At 40.4% G+C, this 20,232-nt stretch carries 19 protein-coding genes; 11 read left to right on the top strand and 8 right to left on the bottom strand.

The genetic code is table 11. The features are described 5' to 3' along the window. Positions 1-3: 3 nt before the first annotated feature. The 3 genes from HYG88_RS10205 (at position 4) to HYG88_RS10195 (ending at position 3,004) form a co-directional block, all read left to right on the top strand. The gene (locus tag HYG88_RS10205) at positions 4-162 is read left to right on the top strand and encodes a putative molybdenum carrier protein (protein WP_256731661.1); all 159 of its coding nucleotides are present in this window, start codon (positions 4-6) and stop codon (positions 160-162) included. Positions 163-274: 112 nt separating this feature from the next. Further along, a complete protein-coding gene (gene gpmI, locus HYG88_RS10200; protein ID WP_178883049.1) occupies positions 275-1,819 on the top strand; it encodes a 2,3-bisphosphoglycerate-independent phosphoglycerate mutase in 1,545 nt (514 codons plus the stop codon). A gap of 9 nt (positions 1,820-1,828) precedes the next feature. Beyond that, entirely contained in the window at positions 1,829-3,004 is a 1,176-nt protein-coding gene (locus HYG88_RS10195) for a S41 family peptidase (RefSeq protein WP_087545139.1), read from the top strand. Positions 3,005-3,044: 40 nt separating this feature from the next. Here the strand turns inward: HYG88_RS10195 and HYG88_RS10190 are convergent, their stop codons facing one another. From HYG88_RS10190 to HYG88_RS10180, 3 genes are read right to left on the bottom strand one after another with little or no spacing between them, the layout of a single operon-like run. After that, complete coding sequence (locus tag HYG88_RS10190) at positions 3,045-4,469, bottom strand: sigma-54 dependent transcriptional regulator (RefSeq protein WP_178883048.1); 1,425 nt, start codon at positions 4,467-4,469, stop codon at positions 3,045-3,047. Positions 4,470-4,491: 22 nt separating this feature from the next. Then, on the bottom strand, positions 4,492-6,057 hold the full coding sequence (locus HYG88_RS10185) for a PAS domain-containing sensor histidine kinase (protein WP_178883047.1): 1,566 nt from the start codon (positions 6,055-6,057) through the stop codon (positions 4,492-4,494). Positions 6,058-6,073: 16 nt separating this feature from the next. Further along, positions 6,074-6,709 (bottom strand): response regulator, encoded by a 636-nt coding sequence (locus tag HYG88_RS10180; protein WP_178883046.1) that lies wholly within the window; start codon positions 6,707-6,709, stop codon positions 6,074-6,076. 210 nt (positions 6,710-6,919) lie between these two features. On the opposite strand from HYG88_RS10180, the gene pbpG reads away from it, so the two are divergent. Both pbpG and HYG88_RS10170 read left to right on the top strand, forming a co-directional pair. Then, positions 6,920-7,987, top strand: coding sequence for a D-alanyl-D-alanine endopeptidase PBP7/8 (gene pbpG / locus HYG88_RS10175; RefSeq protein WP_178883045.1), 1,068 nt, complete (start codon positions 6,920-6,922; stop codon positions 7,985-7,987). 187 nt (positions 7,988-8,174) lie between these two features. Next, positions 8,175-8,945 carry a hypothetical protein gene (locus HYG88_RS10170; protein WP_178883044.1) on the top strand — a complete coding sequence of 257 codons (771 nt, stop codon included), beginning with the start codon at positions 8,175-8,177 and terminating at the stop codon, positions 8,943-8,945. Between the two features lie 71 nt (positions 8,946-9,016). Here the strand turns inward: HYG88_RS10170 and thrC are convergent, their stop codons facing one another. From thrC to xerD, 4 genes are all read right to left on the bottom strand, one after another. Continuing rightward, positions 9,017-10,156 (bottom strand): threonine synthase, encoded by a 1,140-nt coding sequence (gene thrC / locus HYG88_RS10165; protein WP_004957346.1) that lies wholly within the window; start codon positions 10,154-10,156, stop codon positions 9,017-9,019. 58 nt (positions 10,157-10,214) lie between these two features. Next, a complete protein-coding gene (locus HYG88_RS10160) occupies positions 10,215-11,516 on the bottom strand; it encodes a homoserine dehydrogenase (protein WP_005163149.1) in 1,302 nt (433 codons plus the stop codon). Between the two features lie 127 nt (positions 11,517-11,643). Next, a complete protein-coding gene (locus HYG88_RS10155) occupies positions 11,644-12,459 on the bottom strand; it encodes a DsbC family protein (RefSeq protein WP_005163146.1) in 816 nt (271 codons plus the stop codon). Between the two features lie 118 nt (positions 12,460-12,577). Beyond that, positions 12,578-13,498: a site-specific tyrosine recombinase XerD gene (gene xerD, locus HYG88_RS10150; protein ID WP_178883043.1), complete on the bottom strand. Its 921-nt coding sequence runs from the start codon at positions 13,496-13,498 to the stop codon at positions 12,578-12,580. Positions 13,499-13,648: 150 nt separating this feature from the next. On the opposite strand from xerD, the gene HYG88_RS10145 reads away from it, so the two are divergent. From HYG88_RS10145 to ftsW, 6 genes are all read left to right on the top strand, one after another. Further along, a complete protein-coding gene (locus HYG88_RS10145; protein ID WP_034600743.1) occupies positions 13,649-13,909 on the top strand; it encodes a FeoA family protein in 261 nt (86 codons plus the stop codon). Beyond that, complete coding sequence (locus tag HYG88_RS10140) at positions 13,906-15,759, top strand: ferrous iron transporter B (protein ID WP_178883042.1); 1,854 nt, start codon at positions 13,906-13,908, stop codon at positions 15,757-15,759. Before HYG88_RS10145 ends, HYG88_RS10140 begins: the two co-directional genes overlap by 4 nt. Positions 15,760-15,771: 12 nt before the next feature. Beyond that, positions 15,772-16,026 carry a DUF6587 family protein gene (locus HYG88_RS10135; protein WP_178883041.1) on the top strand — a complete coding sequence of 85 codons (255 nt, stop codon included), beginning with the start codon at positions 15,772-15,774 and terminating at the stop codon, positions 16,024-16,026. Positions 16,027-16,101: 75 nt separating this feature from the next. Continuing rightward, a complete protein-coding gene (locus HYG88_RS10130; protein ID WP_178883040.1) occupies positions 16,102-16,389 on the top strand; it encodes a hypothetical protein in 288 nt (95 codons plus the stop codon). A gap of 302 nt (positions 16,390-16,691) precedes the next feature. Continuing rightward, the gene (gene murD / locus HYG88_RS10125; protein ID WP_178883039.1) at positions 16,692-18,050 is read left to right on the top strand and encodes a UDP-N-acetylmuramoyl-L-alanine--D-glutamate ligase; all 1,359 of its coding nucleotides are present in this window, start codon (positions 16,692-16,694) and stop codon (positions 18,048-18,050) included. Between the two features lie 10 nt (positions 18,051-18,060). Continuing rightward, the gene (ftsW, locus tag HYG88_RS10120) at positions 18,061-19,254 is read left to right on the top strand and encodes a putative lipid II flippase FtsW (protein ID WP_178883038.1); all 1,194 of its coding nucleotides are present in this window, start codon (positions 18,061-18,063) and stop codon (positions 19,252-19,254) included. Positions 19,255-19,302: 48 nt separating this feature from the next. Here ftsW and gluQRS read toward each other — a convergent pair whose 3' ends face one another. Continuing rightward, on the bottom strand, positions 19,303-20,166 hold the full coding sequence (gene gluQRS, locus HYG88_RS10115; RefSeq protein WP_178883037.1) for a tRNA glutamyl-Q(34) synthetase GluQRS: 864 nt from the start codon (positions 20,164-20,166) through the stop codon (positions 19,303-19,305). Between the last annotated feature and the right edge of the window lie 66 nt (positions 20,167-20,232).

Raw genomic sequence — 20,232 nt, 5'->3', positions numbered from 1 at the left:
TCTATGCACATTAAAATTATATCTGGTGGACAAACTGGAGTTGATAGAGGTGCTTTAGATGCCGCATTAGATTTAGGGGTGCCATGTGGTGGCTGGTGTCCCGAGGATCGAATGACAGAAGATGGAAGAATTCCAGACAAGTATCCTTTAATTATAATATAAAGATGATTCCCGATGCTTTTGATTGATGAAAGCCATCAGTAACGCCATAGAGAATTACAGTAAATTTGGGTAAAATACGCCGATCAAATGATAGACAAACAGAGAGTCCATTATGACGGATGCAAATGCTAGCAAAATTCCTCACGTTCTTGTAATTATGGATGGTGTAGGACATCGTGAAGCAGTTGAGGATAATGCATATTTAGCAGCAAAAACACCAAATCTGACTGCCATGAAAGCAAAGCATCCAAATAGTTTGATTTCAGGTTCTGGCGAAGATGTAGGCCTACCTGATGGACAAATGGGTAACTCTGAAGTGGGTCATATGAACTTAGGTGCAGGTCGTGTTTTATATCAGGACTTTACACGGATTACTAAAGATATTCGGACAGGTGCTTTTTTTGAGCATGAAGTGTTAGTTGATGCGGTTGAAAAAGCCAAAGCAGCGAATGGTGCCATTCATGTCATGGGGTTGTTATCACAAGGTGGTGTACATTCGCATGAAGATCATATTGTGGCGATGTGTGAGCTGGCATTAAAACGTGGCGCAACAGTATATCTACACGCTTTCCTTGATGGTCGTGATACCCCTCCACGTAGCGCAAAGCCTTCATTAGAAAAATTCGATGCTTTATTTGCTCAGTATCCAAATCAAGGTCGTATCGTTTCGATGATTGGCCGTTATTTTGCAATGGATCGTGATAACCGCTGGAATCGTGTTGAACTCGCTTATCGTTTAATGACAGAAGGCGAGGCAGTCCGTGTTGTAAACTCAGCTGTAGAAGGTTTAGAGCAAGCCTATGCAGCAGAAGAAAATGATGAGTTTGTTCAAGCAACACGTATTGGTGAAATTGCCAAAATCCAAGATGGCGATAGTGTGGTTTTCATGAACTTCCGTGCTGATCGTGCGCGTGAAATCACCCGTGCCTTTGTTGAGAAAGATTTTACTGGGTTTACGCGTAAAGTCGTTCCAAGTTTATCTAAATTTGTGATGCTAACGCGCTATCAGGCAAGTATTGATGCACCAGTTGCATACATGCCAGAAGAGCTTAAAAATTCCATCGGTGAATATTTATCTGGTTTGGGCAAAACCCAATTGCGTATTGCTGAAACAGAGAAATATGCGCATGTGACATTCTTTTTCAGCGGTGGTCGTGAAGATGAATATCTAGGAGAGAAACGTATTTTGATTCCTTCTCCAAATGTCGCAACCTATGATCTAAAACCAGAAATGAGTGCTTATGAAGTCACTGATGAGTTAGTAAATGCTATTAATTCGGGTGAGTTTGACCTTCTGGTTGTCAATTATGCCAATGGTGACATGGTCGGACATACTGGTGTATTTGATGCAGCAGTGAAAGCGGTTGAAACTGTTGATACGTGTTTAGGTCGTGTCTATGAAGCAGTAATGGCAAACAAAGGTCATATGTTAATTACAGCGGATCATGGTAACGTAGAGCAAATGCAAGACTACGACAGTGGACAAGTTCATACACAACATACCACTGAATTGGTGCCATTTATTTATGTTGGCCCAACTCAAGCAACGATTGCAGAGGGTGGTGTATTGGCTGATGTTGCACCAACATTGCTTCATTTGATGAATATTCCAGTACCTTCCGACATGCAAGGTAAGAATTTAATTACTTTAAAATAAGGTGAACTTATGACCCAACACAACAACATTTATCGAGGATTGTTTGCGAGTTTGTTGATGTGTTGGGGATCACATACGTTATCTGCACCTATTACACATGCCTCAGGATGGGGGGAAGAGACTACAAGTCGAAATGCTGAAGTGCCACTTGAATCTATTCAGCAATTTGTACAGATTTATGGGATTGTGAAAGATAACTACGTTGATAAAAAAACAGACGATGCACTTTTTCAGCAAGCAATCAAAGGGTTAGTGAGCGGTTTAGATCGTTATTCGCGTTATTTATCCGCCGAAGAATACCGCCAGCTTATTCAATACACTGAAGGTGATCTGGCTTCTGTTGATTTTAATTTAAATTATGATGCTCATACTCGTTTATGGCAAATTCAAGACCTAAAATCAGGATCTGATTCTAGTAAGTTGGGTTTACGTAATGGACAAGCCATACTCAAAGTCGATAATCAAGAATTAAAGAGTTTAAATCAGGATCAAGTACAAGGTCTGCTGTATGGCTCGATAGGCAGTACTGTACAAATACAACCAGAAAATAATAATAGTACGGTGATTTTGGTTCGAAATAAAAAGGTTGAGACAGATATTGAACCTGTTTTACTACATAATCAGGTGCTTGTACTTAAAATTAGAGTGTTTCAACAAGATACAGCGAATGAAATTAAACGTTTAATCGAAGAATATAGTACAACTAAACTCAAGGCTGTCGTTCTTGACCTGCGTAATAATCCAGGAGGTTTATTGTCGGCTGCTGTTGAATCAACAGATTTATTCTTGAATCAAGGATTAATTGTGACGACAAAAAGTCGTTCAGAAGGAGATCAACAATTTCAGGCTTTACCCTCAAATGAATTTCAAAATATAAAATTAGGTATCTTAATCAACCATCGTTCAGCCTCGGCAGCTGAAGTATTCACCGCAGCATTAAAAGAACATAAACGTGCGTGGGTTGTAGGTGAAAATAGCTATGGAAAAGGTGTGGTACAGAAATTATTTCCATTACCGAGTGGTGCAGCACTGCAAATGACGGTCTCACATTATTACACACCCAATGGGAACATGATTGAAGGTCAAGGGATTCAACCAAATCAAAGTTATCCGTTGTTACCTGAAATGAAAGAAGATGGTTATTTGGAACACGTCACAGATTTGGTTCTAAAAAGTAAAATTTAATTAAAAATAAAGCCCCTATTTAGGGGCTTTATTTTTAAGACTATTCATCATCTTCTGTATCCAAACCAAATTTTTTCAAACGATAACGTAAAGAACGGAAAGTCATTCCTAATTTCTTTGCTGCTAACGTTCGGTTCCAATGGGTTAAATTCAGTGCATTGAGAAGAATCTCTTTTTCAATATTTTCTAAATAGAGCTCCAGTCCTTCAGATGGTAGCTTTTTAGAACCCATAGGGCTAGTGCTTACCGCATGATCATTTTCATCTTGTGTTGAAAATGAGACTGTTGGCGTTGCAATAGGGCTACGTAGAGGAGCTGTTTGTAGATGAGCTAGATCAATGATTTCATCATCACTGAGCGTAATTGCACGTTCAATAATATTTCGAAGCTCGCGTACATTACCTGGAAAATATTGTTGCAATAAGAATTGTTCAGCACGAGAAGAAAGGGTTTTGACAGAGACTTCCCATTCTTGGCTGATTTTCTGAATAAAGTGATTTGCTAACAATAAGATATCTTGCCCACGTTCACGTAAAGGAGGTAATACAATATCCATGACGTGAATGCGGAAGAATAAATCTTGTCTAAAACGACCTTGTTGTACTAGTAATTCAAGATCTTGATGACTCGCACTGATGACCCGGAAATCAACATCAATTTCTTGATCTGAGCCGACAGGGCGAATTTTCTTTTCTTGCACAGCACGAAGCAGTTTTACCTGCATACTTAAGGGTAATTCAGCGATCTCATCTAAGAATAAACTACCCCCATGTGCGGAAAGAATTAAACCTTGTTTGTCTTGGGTTGCGCCTGTAAAGCTGCCCTTTTTATGACCAAATAGTTCACTTTCCATTAACTCTGTTGGAATAGCACCACAGTTGATCGCAATAAAAGGTCCTTCACTACGGTTGCTTAGGCGATGAACCAGATTGGCAACCACTTCCTTACCTGTTCCAGACTCGCCCGTGATAAATACAGGTGCCTGAGAACGGGCAATTTTCTTGAGTGCGATACGTAATTGTTGAATTGGTGCCGAACGCCCAATCAGTAATTTATTTTCTAAAGCTGTTTCAGCCGCTTCCTGTTCAGGTTGCGGGCGATTTAACGCTTTTTGAATCAACTGGTCTAAATGTGTTTGATTGACAGGCTTACTGACAAAATCAAATGCACCCGCTTTCAATGCCGCAATAGCAATATCCATATTGCCATAGGCAGTTAGTACCGCAATCGGTGTATTGGGATAGTTCTGTGTTACGTGTTTGACTAAATCGAGACCATTACCATCTGGAAGGTTTAGGTCTGTTAAACAAGCATCATACTGAAATTCAGTAAAAAACTTTTTTGCTTGCTCTACACGATAGGCGAGATGGGTTTTAATCCCCATTCGTGCAAGCGTCATTTGCATGAGGAGACATAAGTCTTCTTCATCGTCTACCAGCAAGACGAGTGGTTGTTTAGCTGCCATTTCCCCGAAAACCTAATCTAAATCAATGGATTTTTGAGCATTCAATCCTGAAACATGCTCCTTGTTGTCGCTCAACATAGGTGAGCTTTGCATGATTTGCCTCACAAAAGCTATGAGATAGGTACAATCCTAAACCAGTTCCTTTAATTTCGGTACTAAAAAATGGCTTGAATAGCTGAGATATATCGCGTTTTGCCACCCCTGTACCAAAATCAATGACATCAATACAGATTCGCCCCTCTTTTAAATGCACCTGCACCTCAATATGTTCCGCATCTGCGGCATTATGTCTCAATGCATTGCGAATCAAGTTGATCATGACCTGCCTTAACTGTTTTTCATCAAACAGGATACTGGCTCGTTCAGGAAGATTGAGCTGAATCTGTTGTTTTGCATCAGCCAAATCTTCATTGAGTAGGCTACCAAAAAAATCAGTCAGGTGAATGACCTGTGCCTCTGTCGGCTTGTTGCGTGCCATTTCCAGCGTATCCTGAATGATGCTGTCAATCCGCTTGGCCTGTTTGCCAATCATGCGTGAAAGCATGTCCTGTTGATGGGCATCACTTTCCTTGAGCAGTTCATTGGCCTGTACAATTGCAGCCAGAGGGTTGCGAATTTCGTGAGCGATACTGGCGGAGAGCTGTCCTAAAGCCGCCAGTTTCAATTGCTGGACTTGCTGGTTAAGTTTCTGTGCATCTTTTAAAATCAATAAAATGAGGAATTGTTCAGGAACGACGAGGTGCTTAACCTTTATATTGACGGTATAAGGGCTTTGTTGGGATTCAAAACTAAATTCCTCACCATCTTTCAGGTCACTGAGCCTGATCAATTCGAATAGGTCGGGCTGCCATTTGATCAGTGGTGTTTTTTTCGCCGAAATAGGAAAATGAACACCCAGCAGGGTATTGGCGGCGGGATTGCTGAGTACAATATGGCTGCTTTCATCCAGCACTAGATAACCATCCTCGATCTGTTCGAGAATATAGCGGTTAATGTTCTGGAGTTGATGGATCTCGATAGATTGGTGGAAAGTTAAGGTTTCCAGAATTTTAAAGCGTTGCACTGCAATACGGCCAATCGCATGCACCACAAAAAATAGAAAGGCAAGGAGAGCGCTATTGCCGAGATGATTTAAATTATTGTAGTCAAAAAAGTTGCCAAGAAAACGCTGGTAAACCACCATAATTACCGCGAACAGCGTGACGATTAAGGACAACTGGGCATTCAGCAGAATGGCGGATGAAAAAATAATAATAACGTAGAGCAGGCTCAACTGGAGGTTTGGCCCGCCTGCTGAAAATGTAATTAGGCTCAGGCAAATCACGTCAACAATAAAGACAAAGATCAGTTGCTTGGTGATTTGCAGTGGAAGCAGTTTCAGTAAAAAGAGCTGGAAAATATTGATGCAGGTATAACACAGCAGTGTATAAAAATACAGAAAGGGGTATTGATAGTTGTTGCCCAGTTGTTCTGCGGTAAGTACATAAATCAGGATCAGGCTGACTGAAATAATCAGGCGATAACCACTATACCAGATCCCTAGTCGATAGATGGTCTGTGATACAGAGGAGGCAATTTGTCCCAACATAGGCGATGACTAAAGATTAAGGTTTAATGAGTCCATATCGAATCGCAAGATGGGTAAGCTTGACATCGCTATCAATTCCCAGTTTTTCAAAAATACGATAACGATAAGTATTTACGGTTTTAACACTAACAAACAGTTTATCTGCAATTTCTTGAGCACTAATACAATTAACCACCATCATTGCGACTTGCATTTCACGCTCAGAAAGTGCGTCAAAAGGTGATTGTTGCGTATCTGAAAGATAAGAACTCGCAAGCTGTTCAGCAATATCTGCACTGAAATATTTACCACCTTGCATCACTTTATTGATTGCACGTACCATTTCTGAAATAGGCGCGCCTTTTGTGATATAGCCTTTTGCACCTGCTTTTAATAACAACGATGGATAAGGTTCTTCCGCTAAACCACTGACAGCAATCACTTTAGTCTCAGGTGCTGTTTGTAAAAGGCGACGTGTTGTTTCTACGCCACCAATTCCTGGCATATTGACATCTAAGAGTACAACCTGAGGATGCTTTAATCGAACTAAAGCAATCGCTTCTTCTCCAGATTCAGCTTGTCCAATGACTTCTACATCTGGGTGGTCTTCCAACATACGACAAATGCCTGTACGTACGAGTTCATGATCATCAACAACGAGAACAGTGATCAAGAAGACCTCCTTTTTTCAAAAAAACGATTTTTTTGTTACATAAAGAAAAATGAGCTTGCAATCAAACGACAAAATTAGCAATCCTATTCTCCATGTTTAGAGAATAGTTGTACACAATTGTGTCTATAAAAGCTTTACCCGATTTGTTCAAATGTAAGGCATAATGTTATTAAGCGCAAATGTGCAGCGTCCCGAGTTGAGTATTGTGTCGTGAAAAATTCTAAAAAATCTATCATGCATGCCTTGAGCATGTCTATTTTGTTGGCGCTTAGTTCAACAAGTTATGCTGAGCTGGTTGTAAACAACAATCTAGCCTCTACAAGTGCGAATAGTTCTTCAGCTTCGTTAAATTGGTCTGCAAGTGATGCAAGCCAATTGATGCAAGATGATGATTCATTAGAGATCAGCCCGCAAGGTTCAACTTCGGTTACAACCACTTTACGAAGTGGTGGTTCTGCAAGTATTAGTTCATCTGCAACGCCACAAAAAAGCATACAGATTCGAGATACCTCTCATTTCAGTAGCCAACCCGCTGTAAATGCACGTGCAGCCTTGGTGATGGATGCACAAACGGGCGAAGTACTGTTTAGTAAAAACAGTAATATGTCGGTACCGATTGCCTCAATTACCAAATTGATGACGGCTGTGATTACCGCAGATGCACGGCTGAATATGTCGGAAGAAATCACGCTACAGCAAATTGATTTTGCAGGTGCGGGTGGCAAGAACTCCAGTTCAACCCTGCGTGTTGGTGACACAATGAACCGTGCAGAAGCACTGTTGTTTGCCTTGATGAAGTCTGAAAATCCTGCGGCAGCCGCTTTGGCCCGTACTTATCCAGGGGGTCGCCCTGCCTTTATTGCTGCAATGAATGCAAAAGCAAAACAATTAGGAATGACCTCAACCCGTTATGCAGAATCAACAGGTTTAGATCCTCATAACGTTTCTTCCGCACGTGATCTTGGTATTTTGGTGAGTGCTGCTTCTCAGTATGGCTTAATTCGTCAATTTTCTACCACGCCAACCTATGATTTTAATTTAGGTTATCGTGTGCTTAAGTCAAATAATACCAATGCCTTAGTGCGTAATGGTGGTTGGAATATTAATCTATCTAAAACAGGTTATATCAATGAGGCAGGACGTTGTGTGGTGATGCATACCACTGTAAATTCCCGTCCAGCGGTTGTGGTCTTGCTTGGTGCATCCAGTTCACAAGCACGTACCAATGATGCTACCAATCTATTGAATTGGGTTGCATCACTGCCAAAACGGATTTAACCTGACTTAGATTATTTTTTTAATTAGAACTCTTCCTTGATGAAGAGTTTTTTTATATCTAAACACAACGACATATTCTGTCGTAAAGCAGAACGCGATAGATTGTATTTTAAGCAAAATTTGTTAATCTACATCACGGAATTATTCAAATAAACCATTGATAATAGAACTCAAAAGGGGGAAGAACATGACCACTTATGTCATTCGTGAGAAGTATTTTGGTTATAACGATGAAGTTTTTTATGTTGCAGGCAATCGTATTGCCAATGTCTTTGAAGATAAACAACAAGCAGAAGCAGTTTATAAACAACTTGAAATCAATGGAGTACGTAATTTCCCACTCTATGAAGTTGAATCATTATTTGATGCAGATGAAACATTATTAAAAAAATTGGATGATTTCGTTTTTTCTCGCTCAGGTGATCACATTTATCAAGACGGTGAGGTTTCTCGTGATACTTTACCTGAAAGTTTAAGTGATGAAGATACTTTTGAGTTTATTCAACTTGCCAATATGCAAAAATTTCAACTGGTTCAGTTTGAACATGAGGCTAAATTTTATGCACTTTGGTCAGTCAAACAGCAGAAATGGGTGGAAGAGCATGATGAGTTTTTTGCCAGTTTAGCTTATGCAGATCAACCTGAACAACTGAAAACGAATGTTAGAACCATTTTTGCAGATTACGATTATGGCGATATTGAGCTGAAAGGTTCATTTGAAGATTTATCGGAACAACCTGTATTATTGCAAGCCTTAATAAAAAATAATAAAGCGTTAAAATATAATAATAAAAGTCAAACGTTAACCATTCTACAGTGTTGGGAGGAAGAGGGTTTATATGCGGTTAATCCTTTATTAAAACAGCCCTTATTTGAGATTAAAGAGATTGAGATTGAAGAAATCCAAAGAATAGAGAAAGATCTAGCTGCCCAATATAGTTATGATGATTACGAATAACTTTTCTTTCCATGGTTGCCAATAAAAAACCAGTTGCTTGCAACTGGTTTTTTATTACTAAAAATTTATTCTTACATATTTGAAAGAATAGAATCTTTAACTTGATCCATCGTTGCATCGATGGATAACATCACAGCATCCGCACATTGTTTGATTGCTGTATCTGGATCTTTCAAACCGTTACCTGTCACAGTACATACGATCACAGAACCTTCAGCAATTTTACCTGCTTTGATGTCACGAATAGCACCACCGATAGAAGCAGCAGAAGCTGGCTCTACGAAAACACCTTCATACATAGAAAGTAAGCGTTGAGCTTCAAGAATTTCGCTATCTTGAAGTTCATCGAACCAACCTTTCGAATCACGTACAACTGCTTTTGCATGATTCCAGCTTTGTGGATTACCAATACGAATAGCTGTTGCAACGGTTTCTGGGCTTTCGACTGGAGCACCACGTAAGAATGGCGCTGCACCAGAAGCTTGATAACCGACCATAGTCGGTAAACCTTCTGGTTTAGGGCCTGTGAATTGATCTGTTGCAGCATCATAGATGACTTGTTCGAACTGATCAGCAGGTTGATTTGCAACTGCTTCGGTATAACCCATCCAGTGAGCCGTGATATTACCTGCATTACCAACTGGTAAGCAGTGGTAGTCAGGTGCACGGCCCAATGCTTCTACAATTTCATAAGCAATCGTTTTTTGGCCTTGCAAACGGTAAGGGTTGATTGAGTTGACGATCGTCACAGGCGCTTGATCTGCAACTTCTTTTACGAGGCGCATACCATCATCAAAGTTACCGCGGATTTGCATGGTGATCGCACCATACATCATTGCTTGAGCCATTTTACCCATTGCGATTTTGCCTTCAGGAATTAAAACAAAGGCTTTAATTCCTGCACGCGCTGCATATGCTGCTGCTGCTGCAGAAGTATTTCCAGTGGATGCACAGATAATCGCTTTTGAACCTTCTTCAACAGCTTTTGTTACAGCCATCGTCATACCACGGTCTTTAAATGAACCTGTTGGGTTAAGACCTTCGTACTTCACATAGATTTCAACGTTTTTGCCAATAATACGTGGAATATTCTCAAGTTTAATAAGAGGAGTATTTCCTTCACCTAGAGAAATTGCACGTGTAGTTGCAGACACAGGTAAACGGTCACGATAACGATCTACAAGACCAGTATAACGATTGGCATTCGACATGATGGTGTTCCAATATGAGGTAGAGCTGGGAGAGGGAATGCATTTTCCCTCAACCTGATTAACTATCGAGCGATTCTAAACGAATTCTTACGATTTCGCCACGAATAGCTGGTAATGCTTGAATTTGAGCAAGTGCTTCATCCATTTTTGATTCAACAATTGGGTCTGTCAAAATCACGATAGGAATCAAATCTTTCAAGCGAGATTGCTGCATGATCGCATCGATGCTGATACCAGCACGGCTAAGGATGGTGGTTATATCAGCGAGTACGCCCGTTTGGTCTTCAGCATTTAAACGGATGTAGTATCCAGTCGTCATTTCTTCACGACTCAGGATAGGCATGTTCGTTAGTGCTTCAAATGCCAATTGTGGAATCGTTCCTGCACCATCTTCGGTATAAGAAATATCACGTACGATATCAATCACATCAGCAACAACTGCAGAAGCCGTTGGACCAGCACCAGCACCAGCGCCATAGTAAAGCGTTGGGCCTACAGCATGTGCTTGTACCAATACCGCATTTTTAACACCGTTCACATTGGCAATCAGTTGTTCTGCTGGAATCAGTGTAGGATGAACACGTAACTCAATACCATTACTTGCACGACGTGCAATACCCAAATGTTTGATACGGAAGCCAAGTTCTTCAGCATATTTCACATCTTGTGCGGTAATTTTGCTAATGCCTTCTGTGTAGACCTTATCAAACTGTAATGGGATACCAAAAGCACATGACGCCAAGATAGTGAGTTTGTGCGCAGCATCAATGCCTTCTACATCAAAAGTTGGATCTGCTTCAGCATAACCGAGTTCTTGAGCTTCTTTGAGCACATCATCAAATGCACGGCCTTTTTCGCGCATTTCAGTCAGAATGAAGTTACCTGTACCATTAATGATACCTGCAAGCCATTGAATATGGTTTGCAGCTAGACCTTCACGAATGACTTTAATAATTGGAATACCACCAGCAACCGCTGCTTCATAAGCGATTTGAACAGCATTATCTTCAGCTGCTTTAAACAACTCATTACCATGTTCTGCAAGTAGTGCTTTATTGGCAGTGACAACTTGCTTGCCATGTTTGATGGCTTCCATGATAACTTCATAGGCAGGATGAATACCGCCCATCACTTCGACTACGACATCAACATCAGGTTGACGTACGATGTCCATGAGATCATCACTTTGTTTGATCCCTTCGAGTTGTAAATCTGGACGTGGACGGCGTGTGCCTACATGTGTAATTTGAATTTCGCGACCGGTACGGCGTTTAATTTCAGCAGCATTTTCTTGTAATAATTTAAGGGCTCCACCACCTACAGTACCAAGACCGAGTATCGCCAGACGAACTGGTTTCACGTCACACTCCATTTTATTCAATCATTTTAATGAAGCTTGATCATAGCTAAAAAAGTGCGCAGACACTAGGGCTAAGATCATCTTTAATCTGTCGCCCGAGTCGTGGTGAGGTGGTGTAGAGAATGTTTTATTTTTCTAGGCGTTTAATGATTTCATCTGGAGTCATGTATCCACCTAAATACACACCTTCAACATTATAAATTGCAGGTGTGCCATTCACGCCCATATTTAAGCCTAATTGATATTGATCACGAACTGGATTTTTACATTCTGCTGATGCAACTGGTAAGCCTTGCGCAGCTTGATCGAATGCAGCTTTACGATCTTGACTACACCAAATCGCTTGCATGGTTGGCATAAATTGCTCTCCACGTGGCCATGCGATGTAACGGACTTCAATGCCTTTTGCATTAATTTCGGCAAGATGTTCATGTAGTTTGTGACAATAAGGACAGCTTGAATCAGTGAATACATAAATGACGTGTTTCGCTTTACCCCCTTGTGCTGGGTAAACGATAAGGTCTTCTGTTTTGAGTGCTGCTAAGTGCTTTTTATTTTCAGTCGCTTGTAAAGCTTCACTCACATTTTTTAATTGTTTTTCACCAAGACGAATGACATCACCTTGAATGATATATTGCCCATCACTGGTCGCATAAACTGATCCCATGCCTTCTAGGCTCACCCAAAATAAATTTGGAACCTCGGTTTTTTTAATGGCAAGAATTTTGGCATTAATATTGGCGGTTTTAAAATGTTTTTCTAAAGTAGAAACCAGACGTTGTTGTGCATTACGTTCATTTAAAGTTGATGCTTCACCCGTGGCTGGTGCACTCGCCGTCAGAGCATCAGGCTTTTGTGCTGAATTTTCTTTTGAACAAGCGCTGATCAAAAGTGTTGAGGTTAATGCACATGCAATGAACAACTGAGACCGAGTAAACAACATAAACAACCTTTCATACTGTATTTATAAGCTTGCCCAAGCATACCAAAAATTTAAATTGAGTTCGTTAAATCTTGCTGATGCATGTGAATGAAATCATGTTGATTGATAAAAGGTAGTTTTATCCTCTTGGATGGTATTTGTTATGTAGTTCTTGCATCCGATGCTGAGCAACATGCGTGTAAATTTGAGTAGTTGATAAATCACTATGGCCAAGTAACATTTGCACAACACGTAAATCAGCACCATGATTGAGTAAATGTGTTGCAAACGCGTGTCGTAAGGTATGTGGGGATAGTTCAGCGAGAATATTCGCTTGTAGTGCATAACGTTTAATCGCATACCAAAAATTTTGCCGACTCATGATGCCGCCATGTTGCGTCAAAAATAAATAATCCGTACTACTTTTATAGAGCTGAGGTCGTGATTCGGCGAGATATTTTTCGATCCACTCACAAGCGTGTTGTCCGAGAGGGACGAGGCGTTCTTTATTGCCTTTACCTGTAATACGAAGAAAACCCTGTTTGAGATTAATCAATTCCAAACGTAAATTAAGTAGTTCTGATACACGTAAGCCACAGGCATATAACACTTCAAACATTGCTCGGTCACGGAGACCAAGCGCCGTATTGACATCGGGTGCATTGATTAATGCTTCTACATCTTGTTCTGATAAATCTTTAGGTAAAGCACGTCCAATTTTAGGAGAACGATGGTTTGCAACGGGATTATCATCTCTTAGTTTCTGTTCTCTCAGAAATTTATAAAATTGACGTAAAGCAGACAAGCAGCGTGCAATGGAGCGTGGGCTTTTGCCTGCTTTAGTGAGTGCAATTAATACATCAGCAATATCATCACTGGACCATTGCGTTAATGTCACATTTGGATGTAACTCATCACATTGAATAAGATCTGATAGATAGGCATTACGTGTATGTGGACTCACGGTTTGCGCCACTAAATAATCACGAAAACCGTGTAAAAAACTGAGATGTTCTGGAATTGTGACTGCAGTTGGAATACGAGGTTTTTTATTTAACATAATCAGAAAAGTCCTTCATTCAACTGCACTGTAAAAGAAAAATGAATTGTTGTCGATCTGTCACAGAAGCGAATGCCATTGAGATTGTTTTTGGTAATTATTCTCATTTGCCTGTATACTCTTGGAGAAAAGAGTTTAGGGTTAGAAGCGGTGCGATTGTCAGCATTAAAAGTCAAGCAAACGGCGATGATTACTAAAGTGAATCGCTTAGTCGATGATACCGAACAGCCAGACCTGGTGGCTATTCGTTTAGAGAGTTTAGGCTTTGTGCCTGGTACACAAGTACAGGTGATTACCAAAGGTATTTTTGGTGGCGATCCGATTCTAATCCAAATTGGTTTTACGCGTTTTGCATTACGTAAAACTGAAGCCGATAAAATTGAAATCCAATTTGAAGGAGCACCTGCATGAGTGATGCGTTACGTGTTGCCCTTGTGGGAAATCCAAACTGTGGTAAGACTTCTTTATTCAATCACTTAACTGGAACACGCCAGAAAGTTGCCAATTATGCAGGGGTCACAGTAGAGCGTAAGGTTGGACATTTTCAGTTGCCTTCAGGTCGAAATGTTCGAGTACTTGATTTGCCTGGAACATATAGTTTGCAAGCAACAAGCCCTGATGAAGAAATCACGCGTGATGTGTGTGAAGGTAAAATTGCTGAAGAAGGGCAGCAAGATGCATTTTTATGTGTTGTTGATGCGACTAATTTAAAGCTTCATCTCGGATTAGTGCTAGAAATTATTGAGTTAGGGCGTCCGATCCTTGTTGTGTTAAACATGATGGATGAAGCACGTCGACGTGGAATTCAAATCAATACTCAAAAATTATCAGAGCGATTGGGCGTTCCCGTGGTTGAGACAGTCGCTGTGCGTAACTCAGGTATTGAGAACTTACTGCAAGCATTAGATCAACAAAAATATACAGTGCCCCATACCGAACTCAGTGGTTTAACGGGTGAGCATCATCAAAAGATCCAAATTATTTTTAAAGATGTGGTGAACTTTGTTGATCAGGAAGATAAGCGAACCGATTTTCTCGACAAAATATTTTTGCATCCTGTATTGGGCTTATTAAGCCTTGCTGTGATGATGTTTATTGTGTTCCAAGCTGTATTTGCTTGGGCAGCTCCATTTATGGATGGGATTGAAAGCCTTTTCGGATGGTTAGGTACGACACTTGGTACCTATATTTCGCAGCCTTTGCTCCATAGTTTAGTCGTTGACGGGATTATTGCGGGTGCAGGTGGCGTTGTTGTGTTCTTGCCCCAAATTTTGATTCTGTTCTTCTTTATTTTAGTGTTGGAAGAGTCTGGGTATTTACCACGCGCAGCTTTTTTGCTCGACAAATTAATGTTTAAAGCAGGCCTCAGTGGTCGTGCGTTTATTCCGTTACTTTCAAGCTTTGCGTGTGCAGTGCCGGGTATTATGGCAACACGTAGTATTAGTGATCCGCGTGATCGTTTTACCACGATTATGGTTGCACCATTAATGACTTGTTCAGCACGATTACCCGTCTATGCCTTATTGATTGCAGCATTTATTCCAAATCAAATGGTATGGGGAATTTTCAACCTGCAAGGTTTGGTACTCTTTGGCTTATATATGTCGGGTATTGTTAGTGCATTGTGTGTTTCGATTGTGATGAAATTTCTACAAAAAGATAAATCACAACATGCATTATTACTTGAGTTACCAAATTATCGTATTCCTGATTTAAAAAGTGTTGGGATTGGATTATTAGATCGCGCCAAAATCTTCTTAAAACGTGTGGGTGGAATTATTTTCGCTCTTTCGATTTTACTTTGGTTCCTATGTACTTTCCCGCAAGCACCAGATGGTGCGACACAGCCTGCAATTGATTATAGCTTTGCAGGAATGTTAGGTCACTTGATACAACCAATTTTTGCCCCAATTGGTTTCAACTGGCAGATTTGTATTGCATTGATTCCAGCGATGGCAGCACGTGAAGTAGTCGTTGCAGCATTAGGGACGGTTTATGCCTTATCAGGTGCGAATGATGATGCAGTGGCACAAGGTTTATCACATTTAATCAGTATGGATGGCACGGGTTGGTCATTGGCTACAGGTTTATCTTTATTGGTTTGGTTTATTTATGCGCCACATTGTTTGGCAACCTTAGCAACGGTACGCCGTGAAACAGGTTCATGGAAATATGTCGCAATCATGGCAACGTATTTGTTCGGCTTAGCTTATCTAATGTCTTTTTTCACCTACCAAATTGCATCACGCATTTGGGGCTAAAAGGAGTCGCATATGTTTGAGTATTTGATTGTTGCTGTATTAGTGTTATGGAGTGCTTTTGTCGTTTTTAAGAAAGTATTCCCTAAAACCGCAAGTTCAAGCTTTCTTAGCTTATCGAATCTCTGTCAGCGTTTGGGTTGGTACCGTTTGGCAACATGGTTAAAACCTAAAATTGTGGTGGGTTGTGGCGGAGGTTGCGGCTGTGCTGTCGATGATAACAATGAACCCAAGAAACAGGAAACCATTCAAGCGGTCAAATGGCGTTAAAAGATAATGATTGCTCATATTCTAGGGTATGGGCAATTTTTTAATAATCAAAGAACTAAAATAAAGAGTCACAGAATGAATCAACTAGAAAATATAGAAATAAAAGTATTGAGCCTTAGACATAAGTTAATTTTGTTTGGTTTCATCGTGTTGCTGAATATTTTTGCTATTCTGAATTGGTCGGAAACTCATCATTTAAAAGCAATTTTATCTTACTTAGGTTCTAATCTCTGTTTTATGTATTTATGGTTAAGACCTGAGATTATTCATTTTCAGCTACGAAATGCCACAGCCAAGAAAATTGATGGGATAATGTATGTTGCGATCATCTTATGGGTATTTTCTTATTTTATTCCTAATTAATTGGGAATGGTGAGCATTTTAGTCAAAGCCCTACAGAGAACGATTGTTGTTGTCACTGCGTTATCTTTCTTCATTCAGAATGACTAAATCTCGCGAAACGTATTTTTATCTAAAAATTTTGCGCTATACGGCTCATATCACAAACATCTTTTGAATGTGAACAATTCCCTATACAAGATATAGATTCACTTTTACGCACTGACACAAAAAAGCCTGAATAAAACGAAAACTGAAAAAGCATTTAAAACAGTAAAGTGCTAACATTTTTGCCATTCTGTAATCTGCAAAAAAATGGGGCAAAAATGTTAATACAACGTGGTGGATTAAAAGTTGTAGCTGGCTTAGGGATTTCGGGAGTGTCAGCAGTCAACTTCCTACATGAACAAGGCTACCAAGTTGCAGTAACGGATTCTCGGGAAACACCGCCAGGGCATGATCAAATTCCTACCGGTGTTCGTACCAGTTTTGGAAAGTTGGATACAGAACTTTTATTACAAGCAGAAGAAATTATTCTTAGTCCAGGACTTGCACCGCAATTGCCAGAAATTCAACAAGCAATAGAACAAGGTATTCCTGTTGTTGGTGATATTCAAATACTACGTCGTGCTACTGAAGTTCCAATTGTTGCAATTACAGGATCAAATGCAAAAAGCACAGTAACGACGCTGATTGGGTTAATGGCACAAGAAGCTGGTCGAAAAGTCGCTGTAGGCGGGAATTTAGGACGTCCTGCATTAGATTTGCTCAAAGATAAGCCAGAGTTAATTGTTTTAGAGTTGTCTAGTTTTCAGTTAGAAACAACCTCAAATTTAAATGCAGAAGTCGCAGTTGTTTTGAATATGAGTGAAGATCATTTAGATCGTCATGGTGATATGCTCGGTTATCACAAGGCCAAACATCGAATCTTCCAAGGCGTGAAAAAAGTGGTGTATAACCGCGATGACAATTTGAGTCGTCCGCTTGTACCTGATGTTACACCAATGCAAAGTTTTGGTTTGAATGCACCTGATTTAAATCAATATGGCGTGCTTCGTGATGCTGATGGCACGATGTGGTTAGCGCGTGGCAGGGTACGTTTGATGAAAACCTCTGATATGTATATTCAAGGTATGCACAATGTTGCTAATGCACTCGCATGTTTGGCGCTGGGTGAAGCGATTGGTTTAGATACTGAATCCATGTTGGAAACACTCAAGCACTTTAAAGGTTTAGAGCATCGCTGTGAATATGTGAAAACAGTTTCTGGGGTGCGTTACTATAATGATTCTAAAGGAACCAATGTCGGTGCAACCCTTGCTGCAATTGATGGTTTAGGCGCTGCTATTGAAGTGAAACATGGCAAACTAGCATTAATTCTAGGAGGTCAAGGTAAAGGTCAGGATTTCAAACCATTACGAGATGCGATTCAAAAATATGTAAAATCAGCGATTCTGATTGGTGAAGATGCAGCTGTGATTGAACAAGCTATTCAAGGTACCACTGTAATCCAACACGCAACGAGTTTATCGGAAGCTGTAGCTCTCGCACAGAAATATACTCAGGCTGAAGATGTCGTTTTACTATCACCAGCTTGTGCAAGCTTTGATATGTTTAAAAGCTATAATGATCGTGGACATCAATTCGTGGCATGTGTAAATGCCCTGAATGAAAATAAAAATTAGGAACTGATCTATGGCTGATTTAGCCCAAAATACGGTACAAAAGATTTCACAATTATTGAGTCGGTTGCCCAAGCTTCCTGCGGAAATGACAGCATGTAATATTCTCATTTTTTGCGTCATTTCTTTGCTGTGTTTCGGTTCGGTCATGGTGGCATCCGCATCGATGCCATATGCCGAATATATTCATGAGAATCCATTTTATTTCTTAATTCGTCATGGAGTTTCGATTGTTGTTGCTGCTGTGGTGGCATTTTTAACCTATCGGGTCTCCCTGAACCTGTGGTTCAAAAATGCGTTCCCGTTATGGCTTGTGACGATGGTACTGCTATTGGCAGTGTTGGTCGTAGGTTCGGAAGTAAACGGTTCACATCGTTGGATTAAGCTCGGTGGTTTTACTTTACAACCGACGGAAATTGCCAAGATTGTGATGGCGATTTTTACCGCTGACTATGTTGTTCGCCGTGCTAAAGAAGTTCGAACGCATTGGAAAGGCTTATTGCGACTAAGTGGCGTCATGGCTTTGACAGTTGGATTTATTGTTGCAGAGCCCGATCTCGGTGCAACGGTTGTTATTGTCCTGATGATGGTTGGTGTGTTTTTCTTGGCAGGTGCACCAGCAACACAATTCCTAATTATGTTAGGAGCAATCCTTGCAGGGATTACGGCACTTATTTTATTTGAACCATTCCGTTTCCAGCGTTTAATTTCCTTTACGAATCCTTGGGCTGACCCATTAGGTGTCGGTTATCAGTTATCAAATGCGTTGATGGCATTTGGACGTGGAGAATGGATTGGAACGGGTTTAGGACACAGCGTACAAAAGCTCTCCTATCTTCCAGAGGCGCATACAGACTTTATGTTGGCGGTTCTTGGCGAAGAATTTGGCTTTGTTGGCGTCACCTTGGTGATGGTATTGTCCTTTACGATGTTAGCGTGCTGTATTCGAATAGGACATCGTGCTCTGCAACATAACTACTTACGCGCAGGCTATTTAGCATATGGCATTAGCATTATTTTTCTGATGCAAATTTTGGTAAATGCTGGCATGAATATGGGCTTAATGCCGACTAAAGGTTTGACTTTGCCATTCATTAGTTATGGCGGTACATCTTTAATGATGTGTGCTGCAATGATTAGTTTAATTCTGAAAATTGATGCATCAACGCAAGAACTTAATCCAGTTAAAGAAGAATCAAACTTCTAATCGTATCGAAAATAAAAAGCTCTACTTTAAGTAGGGCTTTTTTATGGCTCATAAGAAAGTACCTGTGAGATGGATACCTCTAGGAATTACCTTGATGTCCCATTGTTGAACAGCTTGTTGAAGCATGATGCGTGGCTGGTCAAGTTCAACCAAAGGTTGCCCTAAAGCTAAAATGGCTTGCTGTAAGAGGTTTGATGCTTTGCTGATATCCAGTGCTTGAGCCAAATTTTGTTTAGACAGTTTTTGCCCTTGATGATTCATGGCAAGGGGGAGGTGCATATAGTTGAGAGATGGATAATTCAGTAAAGAGCCTAACCAAATTTGTCTGACGGTATTGTCTAAAAGGTCTGCGCCGCGAACCACATGCGTAATACCTTGTAAATAGTCATCTACGACCACAGCCAATTGATAGCTCATAATGCCGTCACGGCGTTTGAGTACGAAATCACCTAAATCATGTTTTAAGTTGGCAGATTGCTGACCTTGTAAGCGATCCTCAAAACAAATCAGTTGATCTGATACTTTCAGGCGAATGGCCTGCTGTTCAAAATGAAGATGTTGATTGCGGCATGTACCTGCATAAATATGATTTGAGCCAAGCATTTTACGTGTGCATTGGCAGGCATAAATCAATTGTGCTTGCTTGAGTTGTTCAAGCACTTCTTCGTAAATCTCTAAGCGATCTTTTTGAAAAATAATTTCGGCATCAGGTTCGAATTGAAATGCATCAATACAAGACAGAATATGCGTTTCACTATTTGGATAAATACGAGGGATGTCTGTATCTTCGATACGAACCAGCCATTTACCATGGTTGGCTTTAGCATCACAATAACTCGCGACGGCTGTTAGCAGCGAGCCAAAATGCAAAGGGCCGGTTGGCGATGGCGCAAATCGTCCGATATAAGACATAAAGATTGAATGGTCATGTTTTTTTAATCCTCCCCCAGACCCCTCCTTTATAAAGGAGGGGAGTAC

This window comes from Acinetobacter sp. SwsAc4 (assembly GCF_013391535.1).
GTDB lineage: Bacteria > Pseudomonadota > Gammaproteobacteria > Pseudomonadales > Moraxellaceae > Acinetobacter.
This window is presented reverse-complemented; position numbering and strand designations above follow the sequence as displayed.

What these genes read in the sequence shown, in the direction of transcription:
- HYG88_RS10130 (WP_178883040.1), top strand. Translation starts at nt 16,102, where the DNA reads ATGAATCAACTAGAAAATATAGAAATAAAAGTATTGAGCCTTAGACAT.
- HYG88_RS10135 (WP_178883041.1), top strand. Translation starts at nt 15,772, where the DNA reads ATGTTTGAGTATTTGATTGTTGCTGTATTAGTGTTATGGAGTGCTTTT.
- thrC (WP_004957346.1), bottom strand. Translation starts at nt 10,156, where the DNA reads ATGTCGAATGCCAATCGTTATACTGGTCTTGTAGATCGTTATCGTGAC.
- HYG88_RS10170 (WP_178883044.1), top strand. Translation starts at nt 8,175, where the DNA reads ATGACCACTTATGTCATTCGTGAGAAGTATTTTGGTTATAACGATGAA.
- ftsW (WP_178883038.1), top strand. Translation starts at nt 18,061, where the DNA reads ATGGCTGATTTAGCCCAAAATACGGTACAAAAGATTTCACAATTATTG.
- HYG88_RS10185 (WP_178883047.1), bottom strand. Translation starts at nt 6,057, where the DNA reads ATGTTGGGACAAATTGCCTCCTCTGTATCACAGACCATCTATCGACTA.
- HYG88_RS10205 (WP_256731661.1), top strand. Translation starts at nt 4, where the DNA reads ATGCACATTAAAATTATATCTGGTGGACAAACTGGAGTTGATAGAGGT.
- gluQRS (WP_178883037.1), bottom strand. Translation starts at nt 20,166, where the DNA reads ATGTCTTATATCGGACGATTTGCGCCATCGCCAACCGGCCCTTTGCAT.
- HYG88_RS10195 (WP_087545139.1), top strand. Translation starts at nt 1,829, where the DNA reads ATGACCCAACACAACAACATTTATCGAGGATTGTTTGCGAGTTTGTTG.
- xerD (WP_178883043.1), bottom strand. Translation starts at nt 13,498, where the DNA reads ATGTTAAATAAAAAACCTCGTATTCCAACTGCAGTCACAATTCCAGAA.
- gpmI (WP_178883049.1), top strand. Translation starts at nt 275, where the DNA reads ATGACGGATGCAAATGCTAGCAAAATTCCTCACGTTCTTGTAATTATG.
- HYG88_RS10140 (WP_178883042.1), top strand. Translation starts at nt 13,906, where the DNA reads ATGAGTGATGCGTTACGTGTTGCCCTTGTGGGAAATCCAAACTGTGGT.
- murD (WP_178883039.1), top strand. Translation starts at nt 16,692, where the DNA reads ATGTTAATACAACGTGGTGGATTAAAAGTTGTAGCTGGCTTAGGGATT.
- HYG88_RS10155 (WP_005163146.1), bottom strand. Translation starts at nt 12,459, where the DNA reads ATGTTGTTTACTCGGTCTCAGTTGTTCATTGCATGTGCATTAACCTCA.
- HYG88_RS10190 (WP_178883048.1), bottom strand. Translation starts at nt 4,469, where the DNA reads ATGGCAGCTAAACAACCACTCGTCTTGCTGGTAGACGATGAAGAAGAC.